The 23,871-nt window shown below is 66.4% G+C and carries 23 protein-coding genes, 1 tRNA gene and 4 pseudogenes; 19 read left to right on the forward strand and 9 right to left on the reverse strand.

Annotation, left to right across the window (positions count from 1 at the left end; genetic code table 11):
* Window positions 1–28 precede the first annotated feature (28 nt).
* The 4 genes and pseudogenes from ACZ47F_RS03425 to ACZ47F_RS03440 form a co-directional block, all read left to right on the forward strand.
* Window positions 29–715, forward strand: coding sequence for a response regulator (locus tag ACZ47F_RS03425; RefSeq protein ID WP_464925902.1), 687 nt, complete (start codon window positions 29–31; stop codon window positions 713–715).
* Between the two features lie 94 nt (window positions 716–809).
* A tRNA-Phe gene (locus ACZ47F_RS03430) sits at window positions 810–885 on the forward strand.
* An 825-nt stretch (window positions 886–1,710) separates the two neighbouring features.
* Window positions 1,711–1,893, forward strand: a pseudogene (locus tag ACZ47F_RS03435) (hypothetical protein); the annotation flags it as partial.
* Between the two features lie 185 nt (window positions 1,894–2,078).
* A pseudogene (locus ACZ47F_RS03440) lies at window positions 2,079–2,399 on the forward strand (protoglobin domain-containing protein); the annotation flags it as partial.
* Window positions 2,400–2,542: 143 nt separating this feature from the next.
* On the opposite strand, the pseudogene ACZ47F_RS03445 reads toward ACZ47F_RS03440, so the two are convergent.
* The 3 genes and pseudogenes from ACZ47F_RS03445 to ACZ47F_RS03455 all read right to left on the reverse strand — a co-directional run.
* Window positions 2,543–2,923, reverse strand: a pseudogene (locus ACZ47F_RS03445) (hypothetical protein); the annotation flags it as partial.
* Window positions 2,924–2,941: 18 nt separating this feature from the next.
* Window positions 2,942–3,517, reverse strand: a complete 576-nt coding sequence (locus ACZ47F_RS03450; protein WP_464925903.1) for a PIN domain-containing protein — start codon at window positions 3,515–3,517, stop codon at window positions 2,942–2,944.
* A gap of 4 nt (window positions 3,518–3,521) precedes the next feature.
* Window positions 3,522–3,983 carry a helix-turn-helix domain-containing protein gene (locus tag ACZ47F_RS03455; RefSeq protein WP_464925904.1) on the reverse strand — a complete coding sequence of 154 codons (462 nt, stop codon included), beginning with the start codon at window positions 3,981–3,983 and terminating at the stop codon, window positions 3,522–3,524.
* A gap of 376 nt (window positions 3,984–4,359) precedes the next feature.
* On the opposite strand from ACZ47F_RS03455, the gene ACZ47F_RS03460 reads away from it, so the two are divergent.
* Together ACZ47F_RS03460 and ACZ47F_RS03465 are read left to right on the forward strand one after the other, a co-directional pair.
* Entirely contained in the window at window positions 4,360–4,704 is a 345-nt protein-coding gene (locus tag ACZ47F_RS03460; protein ID WP_464925905.1) for a type II toxin-antitoxin system RelE/ParE family toxin, read from the forward strand.
* Window positions 4,688–5,011: a helix-turn-helix domain-containing protein gene (locus ACZ47F_RS03465; protein ID WP_464925906.1), complete on the forward strand. Its 324-nt coding sequence runs from the start codon at window positions 4,688–4,690 to the stop codon at window positions 5,009–5,011. The genes ACZ47F_RS03460 and ACZ47F_RS03465 overlap by 17 nt, the downstream gene beginning before the upstream one ends.
* A gap of 180 nt (window positions 5,012–5,191) precedes the next feature.
* Here the strand turns inward: ACZ47F_RS03465 and ACZ47F_RS03470 are convergent.
* Window positions 5,192–5,482: pseudogene (locus ACZ47F_RS03470) on the reverse strand (hypothetical protein); the annotation flags it as partial.
* 137 nt (window positions 5,483–5,619) lie between these two features.
* Here ACZ47F_RS03470 and ACZ47F_RS03475 point away from each other — a divergent pair.
* The 6 genes from ACZ47F_RS03475 (at window position 5,620) to ACZ47F_RS03500 (ending at window position 9,360) form a co-directional block, all read left to right on the forward strand.
* On the forward strand, window positions 5,620–5,979 hold the full coding sequence (locus ACZ47F_RS03475) for a hypothetical protein (RefSeq protein ID WP_464925907.1): 360 nt from the start codon (window positions 5,620–5,622) through the stop codon (window positions 5,977–5,979).
* 53 nt (window positions 5,980–6,032) lie between these two features.
* Window positions 6,033–6,290, forward strand: a complete 258-nt coding sequence (locus ACZ47F_RS03480; protein ID WP_464925908.1) for a transposase — start codon at window positions 6,033–6,035, stop codon at window positions 6,288–6,290.
* A 26-nt stretch (window positions 6,291–6,316) separates the two neighbouring features.
* Window positions 6,317–7,027, forward strand: coding sequence for an IS3 family transposase (locus ACZ47F_RS03485; RefSeq protein ID WP_464925909.1), 711 nt, complete (start codon window positions 6,317–6,319; stop codon window positions 7,025–7,027).
* A 187-nt stretch (window positions 7,028–7,214) separates the two neighbouring features.
* On the forward strand, window positions 7,215–7,442 hold the full coding sequence (locus ACZ47F_RS03490) for a hypothetical protein (RefSeq protein WP_464925910.1): 228 nt from the start codon (window positions 7,215–7,217) through the stop codon (window positions 7,440–7,442).
* Window positions 7,443–7,463: 21 nt separating this feature from the next.
* Window positions 7,464–7,598, forward strand: a complete 135-nt coding sequence (locus tag ACZ47F_RS03495; protein ID WP_464925911.1) for a hypothetical protein — start codon at window positions 7,464–7,466, stop codon at window positions 7,596–7,598.
* 166 nt (window positions 7,599–7,764) lie between these two features.
* Window positions 7,765–9,360: an amidase gene (locus ACZ47F_RS03500; protein ID WP_464925912.1), complete on the forward strand. Its 1,596-nt coding sequence runs from the start codon at window positions 7,765–7,767 to the stop codon at window positions 9,358–9,360.
* Between the two features lie 23 nt (window positions 9,361–9,383).
* On the opposite strand, the gene ACZ47F_RS03505 is transcribed toward ACZ47F_RS03500, so the two are convergent.
* From ACZ47F_RS03505 to ACZ47F_RS03520, 4 genes are all read right to left on the reverse strand, one after another.
* Window positions 9,384–9,557, reverse strand: coding sequence for a hypothetical protein (locus ACZ47F_RS03505; RefSeq protein ID WP_464925913.1), 174 nt, complete (start codon window positions 9,555–9,557; stop codon window positions 9,384–9,386).
* A 361-nt stretch (window positions 9,558–9,918) separates the two neighbouring features.
* Complete coding sequence (locus ACZ47F_RS03510) at window positions 9,919–10,467, reverse strand: chorismate--pyruvate lyase family protein (RefSeq protein WP_464925914.1); 549 nt, start codon at window positions 10,465–10,467, stop codon at window positions 9,919–9,921.
* Between the two features lie 48 nt (window positions 10,468–10,515).
* Entirely contained in the window at window positions 10,516–11,181 is a 666-nt protein-coding gene (locus ACZ47F_RS03515) for a dienelactone hydrolase family protein (protein ID WP_464925915.1), read from the reverse strand.
* Window positions 11,182–11,445: 264 nt separating this feature from the next.
* Entirely contained in the window at window positions 11,446–12,357 is a 912-nt protein-coding gene (locus ACZ47F_RS03520) for a LysR family transcriptional regulator (RefSeq protein ID WP_464925916.1), read from the reverse strand.
* A gap of 114 nt (window positions 12,358–12,471) precedes the next feature.
* On the opposite strand from ACZ47F_RS03520, the gene metE reads away from it, so the two are divergent.
* Both metE and ACZ47F_RS03530 read left to right on the forward strand, forming a co-directional pair.
* Window positions 12,472–14,865, forward strand: a complete 2,394-nt coding sequence (gene metE / locus ACZ47F_RS03525) for a 5-methyltetrahydropteroyltriglutamate--homocysteine S-methyltransferase (RefSeq protein ID WP_464925917.1) — start codon at window positions 12,472–12,474, stop codon at window positions 14,863–14,865.
* Window positions 14,866–15,020: 155 nt separating this feature from the next.
* Window positions 15,021–17,348, forward strand: a complete 2,328-nt coding sequence (locus tag ACZ47F_RS03530; protein WP_464925918.1) for a DUF1631 family protein — start codon at window positions 15,021–15,023, stop codon at window positions 17,346–17,348.
* A 24-nt stretch (window positions 17,349–17,372) separates the two neighbouring features.
* On the opposite strand, the gene ACZ47F_RS03535 is transcribed toward ACZ47F_RS03530, so the two are convergent.
* Entirely contained in the window at window positions 17,373–17,633 is a 261-nt protein-coding gene (locus ACZ47F_RS03535) for a hypothetical protein (protein ID WP_464925919.1), read from the reverse strand.
* A 113-nt stretch (window positions 17,634–17,746) separates the two neighbouring features.
* On the opposite strand from ACZ47F_RS03535, the gene leuS reads away from it, so the two are divergent.
* From leuS to ACZ47F_RS03560, 5 genes are all read left to right on the forward strand, one after another.
* A complete protein-coding gene (gene leuS, locus ACZ47F_RS03540; protein ID WP_464925920.1) occupies window positions 17,747–20,377 on the forward strand; it encodes a leucine--tRNA ligase in 2,631 nt (876 codons plus the stop codon).
* Window positions 20,378–20,869, forward strand: a complete 492-nt coding sequence (locus ACZ47F_RS03545; protein ID WP_464925921.1) for an LPS-assembly lipoprotein LptE — start codon at window positions 20,378–20,380, stop codon at window positions 20,867–20,869.
* The gene (gene holA, locus ACZ47F_RS03550; RefSeq protein WP_464925922.1) at window positions 20,869–21,963 is read left to right on the forward strand and encodes a DNA polymerase III subunit delta; all 1,095 of its coding nucleotides are present in this window, start codon (window positions 20,869–20,871) and stop codon (window positions 21,961–21,963) included. The genes ACZ47F_RS03545 and holA overlap by 1 nt, the downstream gene beginning before the upstream one ends.
* Before the next feature lie 167 nt (window positions 21,964–22,130).
* Window positions 22,131–23,039 carry a fructosamine kinase family protein gene (locus ACZ47F_RS03555; protein ID WP_464925923.1) on the forward strand — a complete coding sequence of 303 codons (909 nt, stop codon included), beginning with the start codon at window positions 22,131–22,133 and terminating at the stop codon, window positions 23,037–23,039.
* A gap of 298 nt (window positions 23,040–23,337) precedes the next feature.
* A complete protein-coding gene (locus ACZ47F_RS03560) occupies window positions 23,338–23,871 on the forward strand; it encodes a hypothetical protein (RefSeq protein WP_464925924.1) in 534 nt (177 codons plus the stop codon).

The following is a 23,871-nucleotide window of genomic DNA, read 5'->3' on the forward strand; positions in this document are numbered from 1 at the left end:
CGGCGTTTTCCTGTGAGAGTGAATTGGTATGGCAAGCATTTTGGTGGTCGATGACGAGATGGGAATCCGGGAACTGCTCTCCGAGATTCTCAACGACGAGGGACACAGCGTGTCCCTGGCCGAAAACGCTGCGCAGGCCAGACAGCTTCGCGCCCAGGCGCGGCCCGACCTCGTGCTGCTCGACATCTGGATGCCCGACACCGATGGCGTGACCCTGCTCAAGGAATGGGCTAGCAATGGCCAGCTGACCATGCCGGTCATCATGATGTCAGGCCACGGCACCATCGATCATGCCGTCGAAGCCACCCGCATCGGGGCCCTGGCCTTTCTCGAAAAACCCATCGCCCTGCAAAAACTGCTGCAGGCCGTCTCCCAGGCCCTGACCAAACCCACCCCCCGCCCGCTCGCCGGCAGCCCGGCGCCCGCCGGCAGCGCCGCCAGCACCGAGACGTCCCAAGCCCCGTCCCTGCCGGCCGAGCGTGCTTTCCTGCTCGACCGGCCGCTGCGCGAAGCGCGCGACGAGTTCGAGCGCGCGTACTTCGAGTTCCACCTCGCGCGCGAAAACGGCAGCATGACGCGGGTCGCAGAAAAGACCGGCCTGGAACGCACCCACCTGTACCGCAAAATCAAGCAGCTTGGCGTCGATCTGGGACGCAGCGGCCGCAACAAAACCGACCCACCCGACGACCCCAACTCCGGCCCCACCGCCAACTGACATCACCTGCCAACAGGAAGAACGCCCTGCGAAATTTGGTAATATGGCCGTTTTTCCAAGACATGCTCAGCGCAATGTCTTGCCAAACAGCCTTGGCCAGGTAGCTCAGTTGGTAGAGCAGCGGACTGAAAATCCGCGTGTCGGCAGTTCGATTCTGCCCCTGGCCACCAATCCCAAAAGCCCGAACCCGTTTCGGGCTTTTTTACGCCTGCCCGGAACGCCCGTGTTGGCGCGCCTGCGCGGGTTGGCCTCGCGCGCGCCACCCTGCCCATTCTTGGACTTTTGGCCCGCTACCGCCTCTCTGTTCTCTGTTTTTCTCTGCTTGCCTCGCGCGCGTGCGCGAGGCCGTGTCGTTATGAATCAATGCGTGACGAACCATGGGTTGGCGATGCAAACTGCCGGGCGGCGGCGACTGAAAACACGCCTGTGACATGGCGCCGACGCTGTTGGGCAAGATCATGCTGGCCCGTTTGCTGGAGTTGTCCTTGCGCCAGTTCGAGCGCTACGTCGCCCGGGTGGAGGCCAGCGCTTCATTTGCCTTATTGCGCGAGTCCGGTCGGGTAATGGCGGGCACCTGGAGCGGGGCGGTGAGGGTGGACGTGGGGGAGGTCAACGCCGCGCGCGCGGCCTGTCTGGGACAGGTGTGCGACCACGCCGGGGGCCTGTCGTTCGTCTACGCCAACACCTGCCATGTGCGCGCGTACCGCTTCGACGAGGCGCTGCTGCGGGCGCTCCCGTCGCGCCAGGCCTTGCCCAAGGAACTGACGGCCACGCTTCATCGGCTGCGTCTCATCAACAGCCGTAACCGGCTCACGCACGCGCTGATCGAAGCGCTGCTCGACATCCAGGCGCCCTATCTGATCTCTGGCGACCCGCTTATGCGGGTGCTGCTCCCCCAGGCGCACCTGTCCAGGCGGCTCGTGGCGCGCGGCGATCTTCCCCTGGTCGCGGATGCAGGACGGCTGTCCCGCCTCATCCGCGGCTTGTCGTTCAAAATGACGGATGGAAGGACCCTGCCGTTGAACGTGCTGTTTCCCAACGAGCGGCAGCTTCACTGCCTTCGTGTCGATGCCTTGATCAAAGGCGAAAAAACGCAGATTCGGGAAGGGCATTTGGCACGTCCGCTGTCCGACGAGGCGATTGCAGCGCTTCTGGAGAGCCAATACGGGGTTGTGCTTTCGCGGCGCTCGGTGGCGGCCATACGGCACCAGCTGGCGATTCCTGACTGGCGCCGGCGGGGTGAGCGCAAGGACTATCTGGCGGCCACGGAAGGATTCTCCCCCTTGCTGCCCTTGACGCCGCAGGCGACTACGGCCCGGACTATATCCGCCACCGCCTGCGGGTGGGCATCGCGCACCAGCGCGTGGGTCTTAAGACCCAGTGGTATCTGGGCGCCTATGCCAAGTATCTCGTCGATCTGCTCCCCGAGATCTTTCAACGGCTGGAAGGGGAGCAAGAACGGCTGGCCGCCATCCAGTCCCTCATCAAGATTGTCCTCCTGGACATGGCACTCGCCATCGACACCTATATCCACGCCGACCGGCAGGCCATCTTGGCGCTCGAGGAATACGCGGAACGGGTGTTTTCCGCGATTCCCGACGGGCTGGTCGTATTGGCTTCGGATCTGACGGTCCTCTCCGCCAACCGGGCGTTTCTCGAGCGGTTCGATCTGCGGGATACCGACGTGCGCGGCCGCCCCCTGCCGACCCTCATCGCTGCCGAGGGACTGGAAGCCCGCTTGCATGAAGTGCGCGACTCTAGCGTGACCCTGCGCGATTTGCCGTTCGAGATGGGTCTGGCCAACGCAGCCATGCGCATGCCGGTACGCAGCCGCGCAGACTCATCCGAGTGCGTACGCATCCAGACTGAGCGGCCGATCTCGCCGCCGTCTTGCGACAGGAACAGGGCGATCAGATCGTTGTCGTTGAGCTGTTCGGCGACGGTGGCGAGGATGGCCGAACCGCGCGGCGACGCGAGACGCAGCACCCGCAGCGCCTCGCGCTCGGCCGGATCACGCTGTTCTTTGCGGAGATGCTTGATGTGTTCGACCAGGGCCGCCGGAAGCGCGCCATCATCCTGCGGCCAGTCGAAGCCGCGGGCCAGCGCTTGGCATTCGGGCAATCCGCTAAAGGCTTTGAGGACACCTGCCTGCGCCTTCTCGGTCAGTTCCAGCAGGCAGTGCGAGTTGGTCAGGGTCTTCTTGCCCATGCTTTCTCCCTTGGCCGTTCACATGGCCACGATCCATTGGCGCATCACCGCCACCGATTGCGTCAGCCCCTGCGCCAGTAGGGTGTCCAGATATTCGTCCGCCGTCTTGGGCGGGTTCTTCAGTGATCGCCGGTGGCTGGCTACAGCCTCCAGCACTCCTGCCGGATGCAGGTCCAGCAGATCGACGATGAAGTCGTCCGGATGCTGGGCGGCGAGGTTGTAGGGCCTGAGCGCCTCGGGCGGGAAGTCCTTGAGATTGAAGGTCACGATCAGGCTGGCCCCGGAGTGGATGGCGGCCGCCACCACATGGCGGTCGTCCGGATCGGGCAGATCGATCGAGGGAATCAGGTACTCGAAGCCGGTGACCAGGCAATCCCGGACGTGGGCGTTCATCAGCTGGCGCGTCCGGTTCAGCTGGTCTTGAGTGAGATCGGGACGGCTGGCCAGTACGTTGCGCGTCCACTCATCGTGAATCATGTCGCTCCAGCGCGCCCGGTACAGATCCGACAGCGCCAGATGCATCAACAACAGGTCGCGCAGGGGTGCCGGATAGAGCACGCAGGCGTCATAGACGACGGTGAAGTGCGAACTCATCCAGTCAATACCCCATGCCGAGTTCCTGGGCCTGGGCCGCCAGTTCATCGAGCGCCTTGCGGCGCTCGGCGTCGATCCGGTTCTTGTAGGCGATCACGTCCTGGTAACGCACGCGGCGATGCGTGCCGATCTTGTGGAACGGGATCTCGCCTTTCTCCAGCAACTGGACGAGAAAGGGGCGCGAGACGTTGAGCACGTCGGCAGCCTCCTGCGTCGTCAGCTCGGCATGGATGGGGATGATCGACACGGCGTTGCCCTGGCCGATCTCGGTCAGGACGTCGAGCAGCAGGCGCAACGCCGAAGTCGGGATCGACACGGTGCGCACCGCGCCCTTTTCGTCATGGAAGTCGATCTGCTGGGTTTCGGCGCGGGTCTGGAGCACGGTCGAGAGCACGCGCCCGGATTCCCGGGCGAGCGCGATGTCCTCGGCTGACGGCAGCGTTTTCGGGATGGCGGGAGTGTTCATGAGGCTCTCCTCAGCGGCTCAAAGTTGGGTCTGAGGCCATTATAAACGAAATATCCGAAATCGCAATAACCGAAACGGCGCGACGAAAGCATTGTGAATCAACGGCTTAGCCGTTCATGGGTTGCACTTGCCCCGACGAGCCCGGCATATCGGCGCCCGCTGGCGGCCTGTCGGTCAAAACCCTGCGCCGCTGGCGCGACATCTACACCCGCTTGGGCTGCGACCGCACCACGGCGTGGCGGCGGTGGCAGCGGGCGTTGCAGATCGTGGCCAACCGTCTGAACGGAGAGCAAGGAACCTCTCGACACATAGTGCCACTAAGTGGCATACTTTATAGATGAGAAGAGTCTTCAAGACGCGCCACTTCGCCCGTTGGATGCGCAAGACCGAACTGACAGACGCCGGTTTATGTCAAGCGGTCGAGGAGATGGCCGCGGGCCTCATCGATGCCGACCTGGGCGGTGGCGTCGTGAAAAAGCGCGTGGGCTTGGCTGGCCGCGGCAAGCGTGGTGGCGCGCGCACCTTGATCGCCACCAACAAGGGCGATCGCTGGTTCTTCGTCTACGGCTTCGAGAAAAACGAGCGGACCAACATCGATGACGAGGAACTGGAGGCGCTGCAGGATCTGGCGGCCGATCTGCTGGCCCGTCCCGCGCGCCAGTTGGATGAATCCGTTGCCGACGGAACATTGCAGGAGATTTGCCATGACAACCAAAGCTAAGTCCAAGAGCCGCCTGCTGCAGGCCGTTCATGAGACGGCGCGTGACCTGCATCGCCTGGGCTTCATCGACAAGCGCAAGATGCGCAAGTACGACGCGCTGTGCCTGGAGCCGGTGCATGAATACGACGCTGAGAAAGTGCGCGCCTTGCGCGAACGCCTGCACTTGAGTCAGGCCGTGCTGGCATCGGTCCTCAACACCAGCGTCTCGACCGTGCGCAAGTGGGAAGTGGGCGACAAGAAACCCAGTGGTCCCTCGCAGAAGCTGCTCGACCTCATCGAACGCAAGGGGCTGGAGGCCGTGCTCTGAAGTCGATGGCGCGAGCGCGTGTCCCACGCGCCTGCGTGTTTTGGCGTGATTTGGCGGGTTGGATCGTGCCTCCGCGTGCATCTGCGGCGAAATGCGGCTTTGGCCGCTGCAACAGATCCGCCGGTCCGGAGGTGCGCCTAGCTGGCGCAATCGTGTCGCGCTGGCCTCACGCCTTTGCGCGTCGAGGTCGCCTATGTAGACGTGCGTGAATGGAGCGCCGCCCTCGCAGCCCTTCTTCCAGGCAGCTACCGCGCCCCCGTCAATCCATTCGCTTGTCTCACGAACTTTCGAGCGCCCTGGGCCACAAAACGGATCGATGAATGTGGCGCCAGCTTTGCCTGGCGCCGTCCATCCAGAGCAGACCGCCCGCGAAATATCGATGTAGCGACAGAGGTACTGGTGCTTCTCTTTCGCCCAGACACCAACGTCCTCAGCGGGCAAGCCGTCATCCCCATCAATCAGTCGTCCCATGGTGGCGGCTTCCTCGGTTGCTGTGACCCAGTCGAAGTGGTTAACCCTACCGGACTTCCCTTTGAGCGGGGACGGAGCACAGTTTGCAGGTCGCCCAGACAAGATCGGGCTCTGCGTTGCCACCACCTGACCACGTCATGTCGAAGCGCTCGAACTTCGCGCCACTCTGCCAGTGTGAACCGCTCCAGTTCGACCCCTTGTCGAGTACGTCGGCCGTTTCAGCCGCGCCGCACTGCGGGCACGTGAGGCAGTGGGTGGTCTTGTCGATGATGCCCACAGCAGATCTGCTGCTCCCTCAGGCGCACCTGTCCAGGCGGCTCGTGGCGCGCGGCGATCTTCCCTTGGTCGCGGATGCAGGACGGCTGTCCCGCCTCATCCGCGGCTTGTCGTTCAAAATGACGGATGGAAGGACCCTGCCGTTGAACGTGCTGTTTGCGGCGGTGCCGGAAAACTGGACAGTTGGATACGCCAAGGCCGACCGGACAGTTGAGGTGTGAAACATGGGCGTGAAACGCAAGCAGCACAGCGCGCAGTTCAAGGCGAGGTCGCGATGGCGGCGATGAGCGGGGAGAAGACGCTGGCCGAGTTGTCGGCCGAGTACGGGGTGCACCCGACGATGATCAGCACCTGGAAGCAGGAGCTGGCGCGGCGGGCAGCGGAGCTGTTCGAGCGCGGGGCGAAGAAGGCCGAGGGCGACCCGCAAAAGACGATCGACGAGTTGTATTGGCAGATCGGGCAGTTGAAGGTAGAGCGCGATTTTTTGGCCGGGCAGCCCGCACACTCCCGGCTGCTCAGAGGCGGGCGATGATTGGGCGCGGCTAGGGCGAACTGTCGGTGGTGCGCCAGTGCGCGCTGCTGGGCGTGGCGCGCAGCAGCCTCTACTACCGGCTGACGGGCGACTCGGCCGAGGAACTGGCGCTGATGCGACGCATCGACCGCATCTTCACCGACCACCCGATGTACGGCAGCCGGCGCATGCAGGGGGTGCTCGCGCGAGAGGGCACGCCGGTCGGGCGAAGGCGGATTCGGCGGCTGATGCGCAAGATGGGGCTGTGGGCGGTCGGGCCGCGGCGCAACACGAGCCGGCCGCATCCTGCGCACCCGGTCCATCCGTACCTGCTGCGCGGGCTGAAGATCGACCGGCCCAACCACGTGTGGGCCACCGATATCACCTACATCCCGATGGCCAAGGGCTTCCTGTACCGGGTGGCGATCGTCGACTGGGCCACCCCTCGGGTGCTCGCGTGGCGGCTGTCGAACACGCTCACGACCGACTTCTGCGTGGCCGCGCTCGAGGAAGCCATCGCCCGCTACGGCGCACCCGAGATCTTCAACACCGACCAGGGTTGTCAGTTAAACGCCCGACGAGGCGTACTTCGGGCAACAGGAGACCGCCCTGCGGGCGGCCTGAGGGAGGGACGCTGTGGATTTGTGGACAATTCGCCTGCGGTGAACCGGGGTGCTTGCCGTGGAAAAGTCTGGCGACTCTCCCACCGCGCGCCCCTTTGCCCACAAGCTCCACAGCGCTCGTGCCATTTTGGATAAAAACCGGGAAAGTCAAAACCAACCCCCGGCCACCGGCCTTAGCTTATTCCGACCCGGTAGCTGTCCAGACGACCGGAACCACCGCAGCGGAGCACAGAATGATGGACATTCTCTGATGTGACGTTTGCGCGCAGCGCTGCGTCCGAACAGTCGACCTCAGGCTGTCAACTCGAACGGAGACCATGACATGACATCCACCGACCATGATTTCGAGCACCGTCTGGCGCAGCAGCTGCATGCCGCGCCGGAGGATTTGCCGGATTTGCCCGGCGTGCTGCGGCGGGCGCGGCGTCGCGTGGACGCGCGCAATATGCTGTCGCTGATCCTGGGGCGGATCTGGCTGGCCCTTGCCGGCTTGCTCGCCCCTGCCGCGGTGCGGCTGCACCGCTTGAGCAGCACGCGCCGCGCTGGCTGAATGACTTTCTGGAGATCGATGATGGAAACCGTCAACCAAACCCTGACCTATCTTGGCAACCCGCTGCTGGCCCTCTATGGCCGCTTGGCTGCGGCATTGCCCAATCTGCTCGGTGCGCTGTTGCTGGTGGTCGATGGCCTTCGCGGTTTGTGTTGACAGGCCCTAACAGGCTGTTGAAAAACGTCGCGAGGATGGCCAGATGCAAGGCGCACGGCGCGCAGCGACCAAGACATATCAAATAGATAGGCGAGGCAGCGCGCACCGCGCAACGCCGCAGATGGCCCACCGCAGTAGTTTTTCAACGGCCTGTTACAGTGCAGACATGGCGTTGCAACCCTCAACTGACCCGGCAGTGGAAGACGGTCTGGAAATCGCAGCCCGGATTCGTCGCGGCGAATTGACGGCGGCGCAGGCGTTGGAAGCGGCGCTGGCGCGGTGTGATGCGGTCAATCCGCGGATCAACGCGGTGATTGCCGATTTTCGTCAGCAGGCAGCGGCGCTGGTGCGGCAGCAGACGCCCAACTCGGGAGCGTTTGACGGGGTTCCCTTCCTGCTCAAGGACCTAGGCATGGATCTGGCCGGCGTACCCACCAGCCAGGGCAATGCCCGTCTGGCCCGCATCCCCGCCAAGCAGACCGATGCCGTCGTGCGGCGCTGGCAGCGGGCGGGGCTGGTCATGTTTGGCAAGACCAACACGCCGGAGCTGGGTCTGAAGGCCATCACCGAACCGGTGGCATTCGGGCCCGCGCGCAATCCCTGGAATCTGGATCACACGCCGGGTGGATCGTCCGGCGGAGCGGCCGCGGCGGTGGCTGCGGGCATCGTGCCGGTGGCCGCCGCGTCGGATGGCGGGGGCTCGATCCGCATTCCTGCGGCGTATTGCGGCCTGTTCGGACTCAAACCCTCGCGCGGGCGGGTGAGCTGCGCGCCCCAGTTCGACGAGCTGTGGGAGGGGGCGGTCAGCACGCATGTGATTTCGCGTTCGGTGCGCGACAGCGCGGCGCTGCTCGATGTGATCACCGGCAACGAGCCCGGCGATCCGTTCATCGTCAAGCCACCGGTGCGCCCGTATGCGCAGGAGGTGGGTCAGCCGCCGGGACATTTGCGCATCGCGCTGAGCACCGCCTCGCCGATCAGCGGTGCGGTGGATGCGGCCTGGTCGCAGGCCGCAGCCGATTGCGCCGAGCTACTGCAGTCGCTGGGCCACAGTGTGGAGCGGGTCGATCCGGTGGGCGACGGCATGCAGATCGCGCGCGACTATCTCACCATGTACTTCGGTCAGGTGGCTGCGCAGCTGCAGTGGTGGCAGACGCAGGGCGTGCCACGCTCGGCATTCGAAACCGACACGCAGGCGCTGGGGCTGATCGGGCGTCATCTGCCGGCCGGCACATATGCGCTGTCACGGACCCGCTGGAACGCGCCAATGCGCGCGCTGGGCGCGCTGTTCTCGCGTTTCGATCTGTACCTCACGCCGACCTGCGCGCAGCCGCCGGCGCGGATCAAGGAACTCGCTGCCCCACCCTGGCAGCAGGCCGCGCTGCGCCTGATTCTGCGCTTTGGCCTGGGCGGACTGCTGCGCCGCACCGGTCTGGTGGAACAGCTGGCGTTCGACAACCTGCACCGCACCCCGTTCACCCAACTGGCCAACCTCGCCGGCGTGCCGGCGATGTCGGTGCCCTGGGCGATCGACCATCGCGGCCTGCCGACGGGTGTGCAGTGCGTCTCGGCCTGGGGCAGGGAAGATCTGCTGCTGCGCGTGGCCAGCCAGATCGAGCAAGCCCGGCCCTGGGGCCACCTGCGCCCGCCGGTGTTCACAGGCCCTCATCCTGCACGCCCGGGCGCCGGATCAATCGGCGAGACCCGAGCACCGCGCAACACCGCCAGCGGGCTGCGCAGCAGAAAGATTCACAACTTCTGAGTTGATTGACCGCCTGCGCCGCCTCAGGCCGAGGCCCATTGCAGACCCGGCTTGAACAACAGCTTGACGACCAGCCGCACAAACACCTGGATGGTCTTGGCCTGCACGAGGACGAATGGCGTCATCAGCAGGAAATACCCCAGCGATCCGTCCTCGATCAGCTGCGGATTGACCAGACCAAAGGTGATGAAAAACATGCCAAAAACGAAAAAGGCCGCGCCGGCCAGATGTAATTGAAAGTCGCCATCGGCGTATCCGGGTGCGGCAGCAGAAACATTGGATAGTTGAAAAAGGACACCGACAGACCTCCTGCACCGAGCGCGGCAAGAAAGTACAAGGGTGAGTAGCGCTCTCAAAGATTGTTGACCAGCATGCGAAGTTCTCCTGAAAAAGACGTGTGGATCGTTGGGCGCCGCGCTCGTCTGGCGTGGCTCCCAAAGTTTCATCTCATTACAAATATTCAAACATTTGGATGCTTGATGGATCGCAATTCTGCGAAATGATCCGGGCGCGAATCGCGAAGTGTTGCCGCGAGCTCACGGCGATTCGCGAGCTTATTCACTCCACGGACAAGAACACCTCGCTGACCCACAGCGCGCTGCCGCCAAAGACAAAAGCCGAGCGGCGCGCCCACAGCGGGCTGCCGCAGGCGTGCGCTGCGGCCAGGCGCAGCAGGGGATCGCGCGAGGTGAGGCGCTTGACGCGCATGATGCTGCGCCGGGTTTGCGCGCGGGTGAACACCGCGTCACCCACGGGCTTGATGCCCAGATGCCGCAGCAGCCGCCACGGCCCGCGCAGCGCGGAAAGCTGGCACACACTGTGGCCGAGCACACGTGGCATGCCGTCGGCGATCAGCAGCACGTCGCGGCGCCACACCTTGCGGCCCGGCGGCAGGCCAAGCAGCGGGTATTCATCGCGCAGCGCGCGCGCCGGGCCCTGCCGCAGCAGCCGCAGTTCGAACCGGGTGCTGTGCTGCCGCAGGCGGTGGGTGAGCGAACCGGGATGGGTCAGCCAGCGCTTTATGCCGCTGCGCCGCCCGCAAGGCAGGGCAGGCAGCCAGGTTTCGGCAGGCGGCGCGGGAATGCGGCGGATACGGTGCAGGGCCATGGGCGAAACGGTGAAAACGCGCAGTATCGCCCATCGCCGCGCGCTCCTTCATTTCAAGTGTTTGGCGAAAAACGCCAGGGTGCGCCCGCGCGCCAGTGCCGCGGCCTTGGCGTCATAGCTTGCGCGGGCGTCGCAGTTGAAACCGTGGTCGGCGTCGTACACATAGAACTCCGCGGTGGGGTTGGCCGCGCGCACCGCCTCGCGCTCGGCCTCGGAGATGTGTGCATCGCGCAGGCCGTAGTGGAACAGCAGCGGCCCCTTGGCCTTTTCGCCGATCAGTTGCACATTGCGGCCGCCGTAGTAACTCACCGCGGGTAGGCCATTGCGGATCGCAGCCAGGTAGGCGACGCTGCCGCCCCAGCAAAAACCCACCACGCCGACCTTGCCGGCAAAGGCCACCGCCTTGGCCGCAGCCCGCACCGATTCCAGCGCACGGTCGAACCCCAACGCGGCGACCAGGGCGATGCCCTTTTCCATGCCGGCCTGGTCGTAGCCGAGCTCGACATCTTTTTCGATGCTGTCGAACACCGCGGGGGCAATGGCCGCATAGCCCTCTGCGGCATAGCTGTCGGCCACGCTGCGGATGTGCGCGTTGACGCCGAAGATTTCCTGAACGACGACAATGCCGCCCCGCGGCTTGCCAGCGGGTTCGGCGAGGTAGGCGCCGATGGTCTGGCCGTCGGCAGTGTGCAGGGTGAGGGTCTTATGTGGCATGCCTTGCTCCTTCAGGGGTTGGAAAATTTTGGGCAACACTGCACAAGTCCTTGTGATGCTGCACGCCGGGCTGCGGGATGGGATGCAAGGCGCACACTGCAGCCATAGCCGTAACGACGGCCAGCGAGGGCTGCACCGCAGACCGCCCGCAGGACGGATCGCAGCGCGCAGGGGACTTGTTCAGCGTTGCTTTTGATTGTGCGGCGCTGCCGCCAGACGTGCACAGCGTGTCAGCTTGCCCTGCGGACCGCACTGCCCTTGCGCTCACAGCAGTTGCACGCCGTCCAGACGTGTGGCAATGCTCTGCCGGGCGATGTCCACCAGGTCGTGCACATACGGTCGCTGTGCCAGATCGCGCGGCACGGTGGCATACAGCTCGCTCCACAGCCCGCGCGGGCCGATACGCCGCGCCTGCACATAGCCACTGTCCACCGAGGGCTTGAGCGCCCAGTTTGGCAGCGCGGCCACGCCGCGGCGACTGGCGACGAGCTGCAGGATGGCGATCGTCAGCTCGGCGGTGCGACGCGGCAGGGTGATTCCGGCGGGCTGCAGCACCTCGCGGATGATGTCGATGCGGGCATCGGGCGCAGGATAGGTGATCAACGTCTGTCCTACCAGATCGGCCGCGCGCACCGAACGCTTGCTGCACAGCGGATGGCCAGGAGGCAGCGCCAGCAGGATTTCGAAGCGAAACAGCGGCAGCGACACCCACTGCCGGCCCGCGGGCCGCAGCGCGCCGATCACCAGATCAGCCTTGCCCTTGCTGAGCAGCGCCTCGGGGTCGCTGTGGAAGCCCGACACCAGGTCCACCTCGACATCCGGCCAGCGCTGGCGGAACGCGTCCATCACCGGCATCAACCATTCGAAGCAGGTGTGGCATTCGAGCACCAGCCGCAGGCTACCGCGGGTATCGCCCTGGATGCGCTGCAGATCCAGCTCGGCGGCCTGCACCGCCTCGCGCATCTGCCGCGCCAGCGCCAGTAGCCGCTCTCCCGCCGGGGTGAAGCGCAGACCACGCGCATCGCGCAGCAGCAGCGGCATGCCGTAATGCGTTTCCAGCGCACGCAACTGGTGCGACAGCGCCGACGGCGTGAGGTGCACGGCTTCGGCAGCAGCGTTGATCCGCCCGGTTTCGGCAATCGCCAGCAGCGAGCGCAGGTGGCGGAGTTCGAGCATCGCAGCCTCCAGGTTGAATGGATTTCAGCATAACCTAAAAATTCATCGCTTGATTCAATTGCGTCCGTTGCGCACACTGCCGGGCTGTTTCGTATTTCCCTCTGGAGAATCGGCATGACCACCACCCACATCCTCGGCTATCCCCGCATCGGCCCACAGCGCGAACTCAAGTTTGCACTCGAGAGTTTCTGGCAAGGCAAAAGCGACGCAGCCGCGCTGCAGGCCACTGCGGCGCGACTGCGTGCCGGCAACTGGGAGGTGCAACGCGCCGCCGGGCTGGGCTTTGCTACCGTGGGCGACTTTGCGCTGTATGACCACATGCTCGACACTGCGGCGCTGCTGGGCGCGCTGCCTGCGCGCTTCGGCTTCGACCCCAAGACGCTGGACCTGACGCAGTATGTCGCGCTGGCCCGCGGCAACGCGGCGCAGCCGGCGATGGAAATGACCAAATGGTTCGATACCAACTACCACTATCTGGTGCCCGAGCTGGACGCGGCCACCCGTTTCGACGGCGGCGTGGACTGGCTGTTCGACCGCGTGCGCGAGGCGCAGGCCGCCGGGCACACGCCTAAGCCGGTGCTGGTCGGGCCGCTGACCTTTCTATGGCTGTCCAAGTCGCACCAGCCGGGATTCGACCGCCTGAGCCTGGCCCCGGCGCTGTCCAGGGCCTATGCACGCATCCTTGCGCGCCTGGCCGAACTCGGGGTGCAATGGGTGCAGCTCGACGAGCCGGCGCTGACCCTGGACCTCGACACAGCCTGGCGCGACGCGCTACCCACGCTTTACGCCGCGCTGCCGGCTGTCGCGTCCACCTCTGCCGGAACGCTGCGGCCCAAGCTGCTGTTGACCACATATTTCGAGTCGATCAGCTTGTCCCCGGCCACGCTGGCCGCGCTGCCGGTCGACGGGGTGCATCTCGATCTGGTGCGCGCGCCGCAGCAGCTGACCGCCTGGCGCGACGCGCTACCGCCGCACTGGGTGCTGTCCGCAGGGGTGATCGACGGCCGCAATGTGTGGCGCAGCGATCTGGCCGCGGCGTTGTCCACCTTGAAGCCGCTGCACGCCGCGCTAGGCGAGCGGTTGTGGATCGCGCCGTCGTGCGCGCTGCTGCATGTGCCGGTGAGCCTGCGCGGCGAGGACGGCGGCCGGCTGAACCCCGAGGTACGCCCGTGGCTGGCCTTCGCCGAGGAAAAGCTGGAGGAACTGCGCGTGCTCGCCACCGCCCTCGACCACGGGGAGGATGCGGTGCGCGATGCGCTGCAGGCCAATGCGCAGGCGCTGCAGTCGCGCCGCAATAGCCCGCGTATCACCCTGCCGCAGGTGCGTCGCCGTGTGGCCGCGCTCACCGAGGCCGACGCGCGCCGCGCCGCGCCGTATGCGGTGCGCATCGCCGCGCAGCATGCACGCCTGCAACTGCCTGTGCTGCCCACCACCACCATCGGCTCGTTCCCGCAGACCGCCGAAATCCGCGCCGCACGCGCCGCGTGGCGTCGCGGCGAGCTGCGCCCGACCGACTATCTGCAGAAAATGCGCGCGGAAATCGAAATGGTCATCCGCAAGCAAGAGGACATCGGCCTGGACGTGCTGGTGCATGGCGAGGCCGAGCGCAACGACATGGTCGAGTTTTTCGGCGAGCAGCTGTGGGGCTACACCTTCAGCGCCAACGGCTGGGTGCAGAGCTACGGCTCGCGCTGCGTCAAGCCGCCCATCCTCTGGGGCGATGTCTGGCGCCCCGAGCCGATGACCGTGGACACCGCGCGCCATGCGCAGTCGCTGACCACCAGGCCTGTCAAGGGCATGCTCACCGGCCCGATCACCCTGCTGCAGTGGAGCTTCGTGCGCGACGACATGCCGCGCAGCGAGGTGGCACTGCAACTGGCGCTGGCGGTACGTGACGAGGTGGACGATCTGCAGAACACCGGCATTGCCATCATCCAGATCGACGAGCCCGCGTTCCGCGAGGGCCTGCCGCTCAAACGGGCCGACTGGGACGGGTATCTCGCCTGGGCGGTGCGCGCGTTCGGCGTGTCCGCCGCTGTGGCGCGCAACGACACGCAGATCCACACCCATATGTGCTACTCGGAGTTCAACGACATCCTGCCGTCGATCGCCGCGATGGACGCCGACGTCATCACCATCGAAACCTCGCGCTCGAACATGGAACTGCTCGACGGTTTCAGCGACTTTGCCTACCCCAACGACATCGGCCCGGGCGTCTACGACATTCACTCGCCGCGCGTGCCCTCGGTGGACGATATGGTGCAACTGCTGCGCCGCGCGGCGCAGCGCATCCCGGTCGAGCGGCTGTGGGTCAATCCGGACTGCGGGCTGAAAACCCGCGCCTGGCCGGAAACCGAGGCTGCGCTGCGCCACATGGTGCAGGCCGCGCGGACGCTGCGCGAAGAACTGCAGCGCACCGGGCGCATCGCGCCGCCAGCGGCCGCGGCTGCCACAGGTCATCCGGAGCACGGCACGCACGCCGCCTGCTGCGCCCGCGCGCAGGATTGATCTGTCGCAACACCGCACGGCCCGGGTACAGCGCAAGGCGCGCCCGGGCCGTGGATTTTGCGCAAAAGGAGGAAATCGCCGCGTAAATCGGATTACATTGTGCAAAGTGTCCGAGGTTCACCGAGGACTGCAGGACGTCGCCCTCGCATTGCACCATGCTACCGTCCAAAATTTTTCAGTCGTGCATCGACGATGCCATCCAGCGTTCAGACGAACTGATGCGCTCGGTCGTGCGCCGGGTGATCGAAACGCTGGAACAACAAGCCGAGACTGCCGGCAGCGGCCGCGACCGACAGCAGTTTTCCGACATGAGCCACGCGTTGCGGCAAAACGAGGCCCGGCTGGTCCAAGCCTTTGCCGAACGCTTTCGCGCGGTGCTCGACGAGGAACTGCACGGCAAAAAACCGGTTGCCCCGAAGGAACTGCAGCTCGACGTGCTGGAACTGGTTGATGAATCCGACCTGGAAGAGGGTGTGGAAGTTTCGCGCCTGACCCATCTGCTCGAATCGGAAGCGCAGTGGGAGGTGCGTGACCTCGGCGCGCGCCTGGACAGCCTGCGCGCGGGCACGCACGCTACGCCGCAACCCAACCCACTGCGCCCGGAGGTATTCAGCAAATCGCTGCATCACGCTCTGGGCGTGGTCGAACTCGAGGCCGAGGAACGCCTGGGTCTGCTGCGCGCGTTCGGCAAGGGCATGTCCGCGGCGCTGAAAGACACCTATGCGCTGTACAACAAGCGGCTGGCCGAGCTGCATGTCGAGCCTGCGCACTACCGGCAGCCGCGCCGCGACCCGGCGCGCGCCGCCGCAGACGTGGCGGGCGACCCAGCGCCGCAGGCCGTTGCCGGCAGCGGTGCCGAGCTCAACCTCGACGCGCTGCAGCAACTGCTGTCCGGGAGAATCAGCAGCGCACCGGCTGGCGGCGAACCGCAGGGCGCGCCTGCGTCCGGACTCGGCCCCTCCGTGTTCGGCCAGGCCGTTGGCCTGAACCCGCAGCTGCGCGACACCCTCGACCGCCTGCTGCTGACCGACCGCCTGGGCCTGCGCGACGTGCACTGGCCAGACGAGTCGGCCAGCGCCGCCGCAACGGTCAACCTCATCGAACAGCACCGGCAAAGCCTGTACGAAGCCACCAACCGACCCCTGGAGCGGTTGACCATCGACGTGGTGTCGCTGCTGTTCGATCACATCCTGGCCGACCCCAAGCTGCTGCCCGCGGTCAAGGCACAGCTGGCGCGGCTGCAGATTCCGGTGCTGCGCCTAGGTCTGCGCGACGCCAGCCTGTTTTCATCGCGCAACCACCCCACGCGCAAACTGCTCAACCGCGTGGCCGAATACAGCGCCGGATTCAGCAGCGTGGACGAGCCCGCGGCGCAGCGCTTTCTGCCGTTTCTCTCGCGCATGGTCGAGGCCATCGTCAACGCCGAGGAGGACGATGCCACGGTGTTCGCGCAGCAGCTTGCCGACCTGCAGCGCCACATCGCCGACACCGCCGCCGCGGTCGAGCAGCAGCAGGCCGACGCGGTGGAAGCGCTCAAGCGCGCCGAGTTCCGCAGCCTGCTGCACGGCGCGCTGTACCGCCATCTGCAGGAGGTGTTCTCCCGGCTGCAGACCCACACCCAGCTGCGCGACTTCATGCTCAAGCACTGGTCCACGGTGTTGGCCGAGTCGGTGCTGCGCTTTGGCGAGGAAGCCCAGACCACGCAGACCTACAAGCAGACCGCTAGCGACCTGATCTGGAGCGTGCAGCCCAAGACGCAGGAGGCCGACCGCAAGGCGCTGCTCAAGCTGCTGCCCACTCTGGTGCAGCGGCTCGGGCAGGGGTTAGACCTGATCTCGCTGCCCGCCGAGCGGCGGCAGGAATTCATGAGCTGGCTGATGCAGGCGCAGGCGCAGGCGATCCGTGGCCAAGGCGCGGCGCAGCAGGCAGTGTCGCGCGAGGATGCCTTGCTGCTGCAGCGCGAATGGTCGCGGCTGCTGCACCCGCAGCCCAGCCCCGCAGCCGCCAGCGCCATGCCCGAAGCCCTGGTGCGCAACGAGGAAAAGCTCACCAGCGGCCTGATCGAAGCCAGCGACATCCCCGCAGAAGCCCAGCCGACTGCGGCCGACGCGGCACCGCCCTCGGCCGATGGCCCGGCCGGCGCACCACCTGCCCAGAGCGGCGCGCTGCTGTCGCCCGCCGAAGTCGCCGGGCTGATCGCCTCGCTAGACATCGGCACCTGGGTGCAGCTGCAGATCCAGGGGCGCAGCGCCCGCGCACAGCTCACCTGGCGCAGCCCGCAGGGGCTGTTTTACATGTTTTCCAGCAAGGTCGGCGGCCGTGCCCATTCCATGACCCGCCGTGCGCTCGAACGTATGGCCGCGCAGGGGCAGATTCTGCCGCTCGAAGCCCAGGGCCTGATGGACCGCGCGATGCAGGGCGTGGCCGACCAGCTGCGCGAGCGCCAGACCGGCGAATCGACCGGACCGGCCAGTGCAGCTTGATGCACGGCTCGACGGTGCGCAAGATCAAGCACCCCAAGGGTCAGGAAAACCGTTTTCCACAAGCTGTGCAGAGCGTGCAGATGCATGCGGTAGCGCAAGCCAGTCGACGAAACGGACGAAATGCCCTTCGATGAACAGGCTCCCCTTGGGCAGCCCACCCATCAGCTGCCGCTTGCCGGTGTGCATCTGCACGCCAAGTTTGGCCAGCTCTGCCGCTGCGGCGGCAATCGGGAATCGACAGCGGTCTGTGGCATGGTCTTGTACTGTGGTTGCGATGGCGTTCATTGGAGACCGGCTTGGCGGCAGGCGCAAGCGGCGGCGCGAACACTAACATGGCGGTTCGTGCCGCAGCCCGCCCGTTTGGGGCATCCCCGCGGCCCCAACCCGCAATCCACCCGATGAACGAGAAGTACGACGCCAGCGCGGTCGAAGCCACCGCGCAAGCCCACTGGCAAGCCACCGATGCCTACCGCGTGCGCGAGGACAAGCCGGGCACCAAGTTTTACGCCTGCTCCATGCTGCCCTACCCTTCGGGCAAGCTGCACATGGGCCATGTGCGCAACTACACCATCAACGACATGCTCGCCCGCCATCTGCGCATGAACGGCCATAACGTGCTCATGCCCATGGGCTGGGATGCATTCGGTCTGCCCGCGGAAAACGCGGCGATGAAAAACCGGGTACCGCCGGCGAAGTGGACGTATGACAACATCGCCTACATGAAGCGACAGATGCAGGCCATGGGGCTGGCGATCGACTGGAGCCGCGAGGTTGCCACCTGCTCGCCCGACTACTACAAGTGGAACCAGTGGCTATTCCTCAAGATGCTGGAAAAGGGCATCGCCGAACGCCGCACCCAGGTGGTGAACTGGGACCCGGTCGACCAGACCGTGCTGGCCAACGAACAGGTGATCGATGGCCGCGGCTGGCGCAGCGGCGCGCTGGTGGAAAAGCGCGAGATTCCCGGCTACTACTTCAAGATCACCGACTACGCCGAGGAACTGCTCGCCGCGGTAGCCGACCCGCAGAGCAAGAACTATCTCTCCGGCTGGCCCGAGCGCGTGCGGCTGATGCAGGAAAACTGGATCGGCAAGAGCGAAGGGGTGCGCTTTGCCTTCGAACATCAGATCCGCGACGCCGACGGGCAGCTGATCCAGGGCGGCCGGCTGTATGTGTTCACCACCCGCGCCGACACCATCATGGGCGTGACCTTCTGCGCGGTCGCCCCCGAGCATCCGCTGGCGGCGCATGCCGCGGCGGGCAACCCGGCGCTTGCCGCGTTCATCGCCCGCTGCCAGCAGGGCGGCACCACCGAGGCGGAGCTCGCGCTCAAGGAAAAAGAGGGCATGCCCCTGGGCCTGTCGGTCACCCATCCGCTGACCGGCGAGGCGGTGCCGCTATGGGTGGGCAACTATGTGCTGATGAGCTATGGCGACGGCGCGGTGATGGGCGTGCCGGCGCATGACGAGCGCGACTTCGCGTTCGCCAAGAAATACGGCCTGCCGATCAGGCAGGTGATCCAGGTTGACGGCGAGACCTTTTCCACAGACGCCTGGGCCGACTGGTACGGCGACAAGCAGCGCGGGGTGTGCGTGCACTCGGGCGTGCTCGATGGCCTGGCGCACAAGGCCGCGGTGGACAAGGTCGCCGAGCTGCTTGCCGCCAAAGGCCTGGGCGAAAAGCGCACGACGTACCGGCTGCGCGACTGGGGCATTTCCCGCCAGCGCTACTGGGGCACGCCGATTCCCATCATCCACTGCCCGGACTGCGGCGCGGTGCCGGTGCCGGAAAACGACCTGCCGGTGGTGCTGCCTGAAAACCTGATCCCCGACGGCTCGGGCAACCCGCTGGCCAGGTGCGCCGAGTTCGTCAACGTGCCGTGCCCACGCTGCGGCAAGCCAGCGCAGCGCGAGACCGACACCATGGACACATTCGTCGACTCGAGCTGGTACTTTTTGCGCTACACCTGCGCCGACAACCACGCGGCGATGGTCGATGCCCGCACCGACTACTGGATGCCGATGGACCAGTACATCGGCGGCATCGAGCACGCCATCCTGCATCTGCTGTATGCGCGCTTCTGGACCAAGGTGATGCGCGACCTCGGGCTGTTGAACATCGACGAGCCGTTCCAGCGTCTGCTCACCCAGGGCATGGTGCTCAACCACATCTACTCGCGCAAGACGCCGCAGGGGGGCATCGAATACTTCTGGCCGCACGAGGTCGAGAACATCCTCGACGCGCACGGCCGCATCGTCGGCGCGCGGCTCAAGGCCGACGGCTCGGCGGTGGACTACGGCGGCGTGGGCACCATGAGCAAGAGCAAGAACAACGGCGTCGATCCGCAGGACCTGATCGACCGCTTCGGCGCCGACACCGCGCGGCTGTTCACCATGTTTGCCGCGCCGCCCGAGGCCACACTGGAGTGGAACGATGCTGCAGTCGAAGGCGCGCACCGCTTTCTCAAGCGGGTCTGGGCCTTCGGCGTGAAGCTGCACGGCATGGCGGCAACCTCCGGCGAGCCGGGTGAGGCCACGCGCAGGCTGCGCCGCCAGGTGCACCAAACCTTACAGCAGGTGGATTCCGACTACCAGCGCATGCAGTACAACACCGTGGTGTCGGGCGCGATGAAACTGCTCAACGCCCTCGAGGGGGTAGACGCCGCGGCAGCCGGCATGCCCGCCGCGCTGCGCGAAGGCTTCGGCATCCTGCTGCGCGTGCTCTACCCTGCCACGCCGCATATCGCGCATGTGCTGTGGGCCGAGCTTGGTTACGTCCGCGAATTCGGCGACCTGATCGATGCGCCGTGGCCACAGGTGGACGCTGCCGCGCTGGTGCAGGACACCATCGAGCTGGTGCTGCAGGTCAACGGCAAGCTGCGCGGCGCGATCGCCGTGCCGGCGGGCGCCGACCGGGCCGCGATCGAGGCCGCCGCCTTGGCCAGCCCCGACTTTGCCCGGTTCAGCGAAGGCAAGGCGGCGAAAAAGGTGATCATCGTTCCCGGCCGGCTGGTCAATGTGGTGGTCTGAATGCAGCGGCGCAGCGTCTTCACCCTCGCCCCGCTCCTGTTGCTGGCCGCCTGCGGCTTTCAGCTGCGCGGCTCGACCAATCTGGCCTTCCAATCGCTGTATGTCCAGGGCGCGCCGACCTCGCCCTTCGTCATCGCACTCGAGCGTCGGATCGCCTCGACCACCTCCACCCGCATCGCACCGAGCGCCGAGTCGGCGCAGGCGGTGTTCACCGTGCTGGGCGAATCGCAGACCCAGACCCCGCAGGCGTACAACGCCGACGGCACGGTAGCGCAATACCAGCTGCGCTACACCGTGCGCTTTCAGCTGGCCACGCCGCAGGGCAAGGTGCTTATCGCACCCACTGAGCTGACGCAGACCAGCAACCTGAGCTACAGCGCCAGCGCCACGCTGGCCAAGGCCAACGAGTCCGATCTGCTCTACCGCGGCATGCGCGAGGAACTGATCAACCGCCTAATGTTTCAGCTCGCCGCAGTGAGGATGCCAAGCTGATGCAGATCACCGCCGACCAACTCGACGCACATCTCGCCAGCAAACTCGCGCCGCTCTACACCGTGCACGGCGACGAGGTGCTGCTGGTCAACGAAGCGATCGACGCCATCCGTGCCCGTGCACGGGCACAGGGCTTCGACGAGCGCGAGAGCCACACGGTCGAGCGCGGCTTCGACTGGGCGCGGCTGCTCGCCGGCAGCCGCGAGATCAGCCTGTTCGGCGGGCGGCGGCTGATCGAGCTGCACATCCCTGGCGGCAAGCCTGGGCGCGACGGTGCCGAGGCGCTGGCGGCGCTGCCAGGACATCTGTCGCCGCAGGTGATGGCGCTGATCGTGTTGCCCCGGCTGGACACCGCCACACAGAAATCCGCTTGGTTCGGCGCGCTGGCGCAGGCCGGTGTGGTCGTGCGGGTGGACAGCGTGGAGCTGGTCCAGTTGCCGCGGTGGATTGCTGCCCGGCTGCAGCGCCACGGCTTCACCCTGCCGTCGGGCGACGCCAAGCGCGCACTGCTCGACTTTCTGGTCGCACGGGTCGAGGGCAATCTGCTGGCTGCACATCAGGAAATCGAAAAGCTCGCGCTGCTGTGCCCGCCGGGCGAGCTCGACCCCGAGACCGTGGAGCAGGCGGTGCTCAACGTGGCGCGCTACAGCGTGTTCAAGCTCGGCGAAGCGGTGCTCGGCGGCGATGCGCCCCGGCTGCTGCGCATGCTCGCCGGACTGCAGGCCGAAGGCGTAGCCCCGGTGCTGGTGCACTGGACTCTGTCCGACGACATCCGCGCCTGGCTGCGCATCCGCCAGGGGCTGGACGGTGGCCAGCCGATGCCCGCGCTGCTGCGCGCCAACCGCATCTGGGGCGTGAAGGAAAAGCTGCTCGAGCGGGCACTGCCGCGCCTGCGCACCCCCGATCTGGAGCGGCTACTGCAGCTTGCCGCGCAATGCGACCAGGCGGTCAAGGGACTGCGCCCCGACGCCCTGCCGCACGCGCCGTGGGACGCGCTGCAGGTGCTGGCCCTGACCATGCTCGACGCGCTGTGGCCCACGCCGCCGAGCGCGCGGCAGGGGCGCCGACTCGTGCTGCATCCGGTGCTGACCTGAGAAGTGTGAAGATGTCATCGCGAGCGGCCTGCTGCCCATGCGCACGGCGCGCAGGGTCCAGACAGATCAGCCCAATCGGCCAGACCCGGGTACCGCGCTTTGCGGCCAGCGGGCCGCGCAGCAGAAAAATTCACACCTTCTGATTTGGCCGCCCAGCGGCGATCGCCATGCCCAAGCCTTTCAGCACCCCCGACGCGCAAGCGGTTGCCGTCGCGCTGGCCGAGGCGCTCGGCGGCAGCTGGTCGGCGCGTCCGCTGGGGTTGAGCGGCTTTTGCGCCACCTGGCGGGCCGAGTCGGCGCAGGGGGCTTGTTTTGTCAAGGTCGCCAGCGGCGCGGCGGCCGAAGCGCTGCGCTGCGAGGCCGACGGCCTAGCCGCAATCGAGGCGACCGGCTGCATCCGCGTACCCGCGGTGCGCGCGCTAATCGATCCTGCGGCCGACGGCAGCACCCTGCTTGCGCTGGAGTGGCTGGCGCTGCAGCCACCGGGCGCCGGCTTTGGCGCCCGCTTCGGCGCTGCACTCGGCGCACTGCATGCGGCCCCCGCCGCGCCGGCGTTCGGCTGGGCGCGCGACAACATGCTGGGCGCAACGCTGCAGGACAACCGTGCGGTCGATCCGCCGCAGGACTGGGTGCGTTTTTTCAACCAGCGCCGCCTGCAACCGCTACACGATCGCCTGGCCGCGCGCGGGGCCGGCGCCGCGCTGCTCGACGCGGTAGAGCAGGTGATCGCGTACTGGGGCGCGCTTGCCCCGGCTGCGGTGCGCCCCAGCCTGATCCATGGCGATCTGTGGAGCGGCAATTGGGGCATGCTGGCCGACGGCAGCCCGGTGATCTTCGACCCCGCGGTGTCACGCAGCCATGCCGAGGCCGAACTGGCGATGATGGAACTGTTCGGCAGCCCGCCTGCGGATTTCTGGCTGGCGTACGCCGACGTCGCCGGGCATGAGGCCGTGGGCTACGCCCGGCGCCGTCCGGTCTATCAGCTCTACCACGTGCTCAACCATGCCCTGCTGTTCGGCGGCGGCTATGGCGAACTGGCGCTGGCCTGCGCCCGGCAAATCTTGCGGCAGGGATGAGCCGGGCCGGCGCGGCGGAACTCTGCGCGCCGCGGCGGCTCTGAAATTGGGCCGCAGGTGTTGCGGCGCCTGTCTGCATTGCTGATCCATGCGTTTTCACCCACCGCTGAAAAGTCGTGAAGATGACGTCGCGAGCGGCCAGCAGGCCGCACAGCAGAAAAATTCACAATTTCTGACCTCGCGCGGCCGTGGTCTTGTCGCACTTTGCCTGGCGGGGCTGTGCGCTGCGATGCTGCCCGCACACGCCCAGTCTTCCCCCGATACATTGCGCAGCCTGACCGCGGGACCTGACGACCTAATGCGCATCCTGCCTGCGCAGCTGCTCGCTGGGCTGCAGCCCGACTGCGACGGCATGCGGACCGCCGCACCGGCCTGGTCTGCGCAGCTCGATGCGTCTGTCGCGTTGCTGCACCGGCTCAATCAGGCCTCGGTGCCAGCGGCCCAGGCCGTGCTGCCGACGGCCATGCTGTGCAGCCGCCCGAGGGCGCTGGCCGCAGCCTGGATGCGCGCGGCAGACCGGGCGAGCAATCTGGTTCAGCTCGACTTTGCCGGCGGGCCGCGGCTGGCCGGCCCGGGGACTGAAGGCGCGGCCGCAGTGGTCGGCGCCAGTTTCATCGGCACCAGCGGCAGCCGGGTGCTGGTGATCAACCGCGGTGCGCAGCCGGTGCGCGTGCTGCTTGGAAGCTGGATCGGCAAGACCGCGCGGCTCGATCAGTACACCGCGCCAAACGCGGCGCAACCGGCGCTGGTGCGGCATCTGCGCCGTGCAATCGGGCCGCAGGATGCGCAGGGCATCGTGCTGCCGCCGCTGTCGCTGAGCGTGATCGGATAG

This window comes from Thiomonas islandica (genome assembly GCF_055383445.1).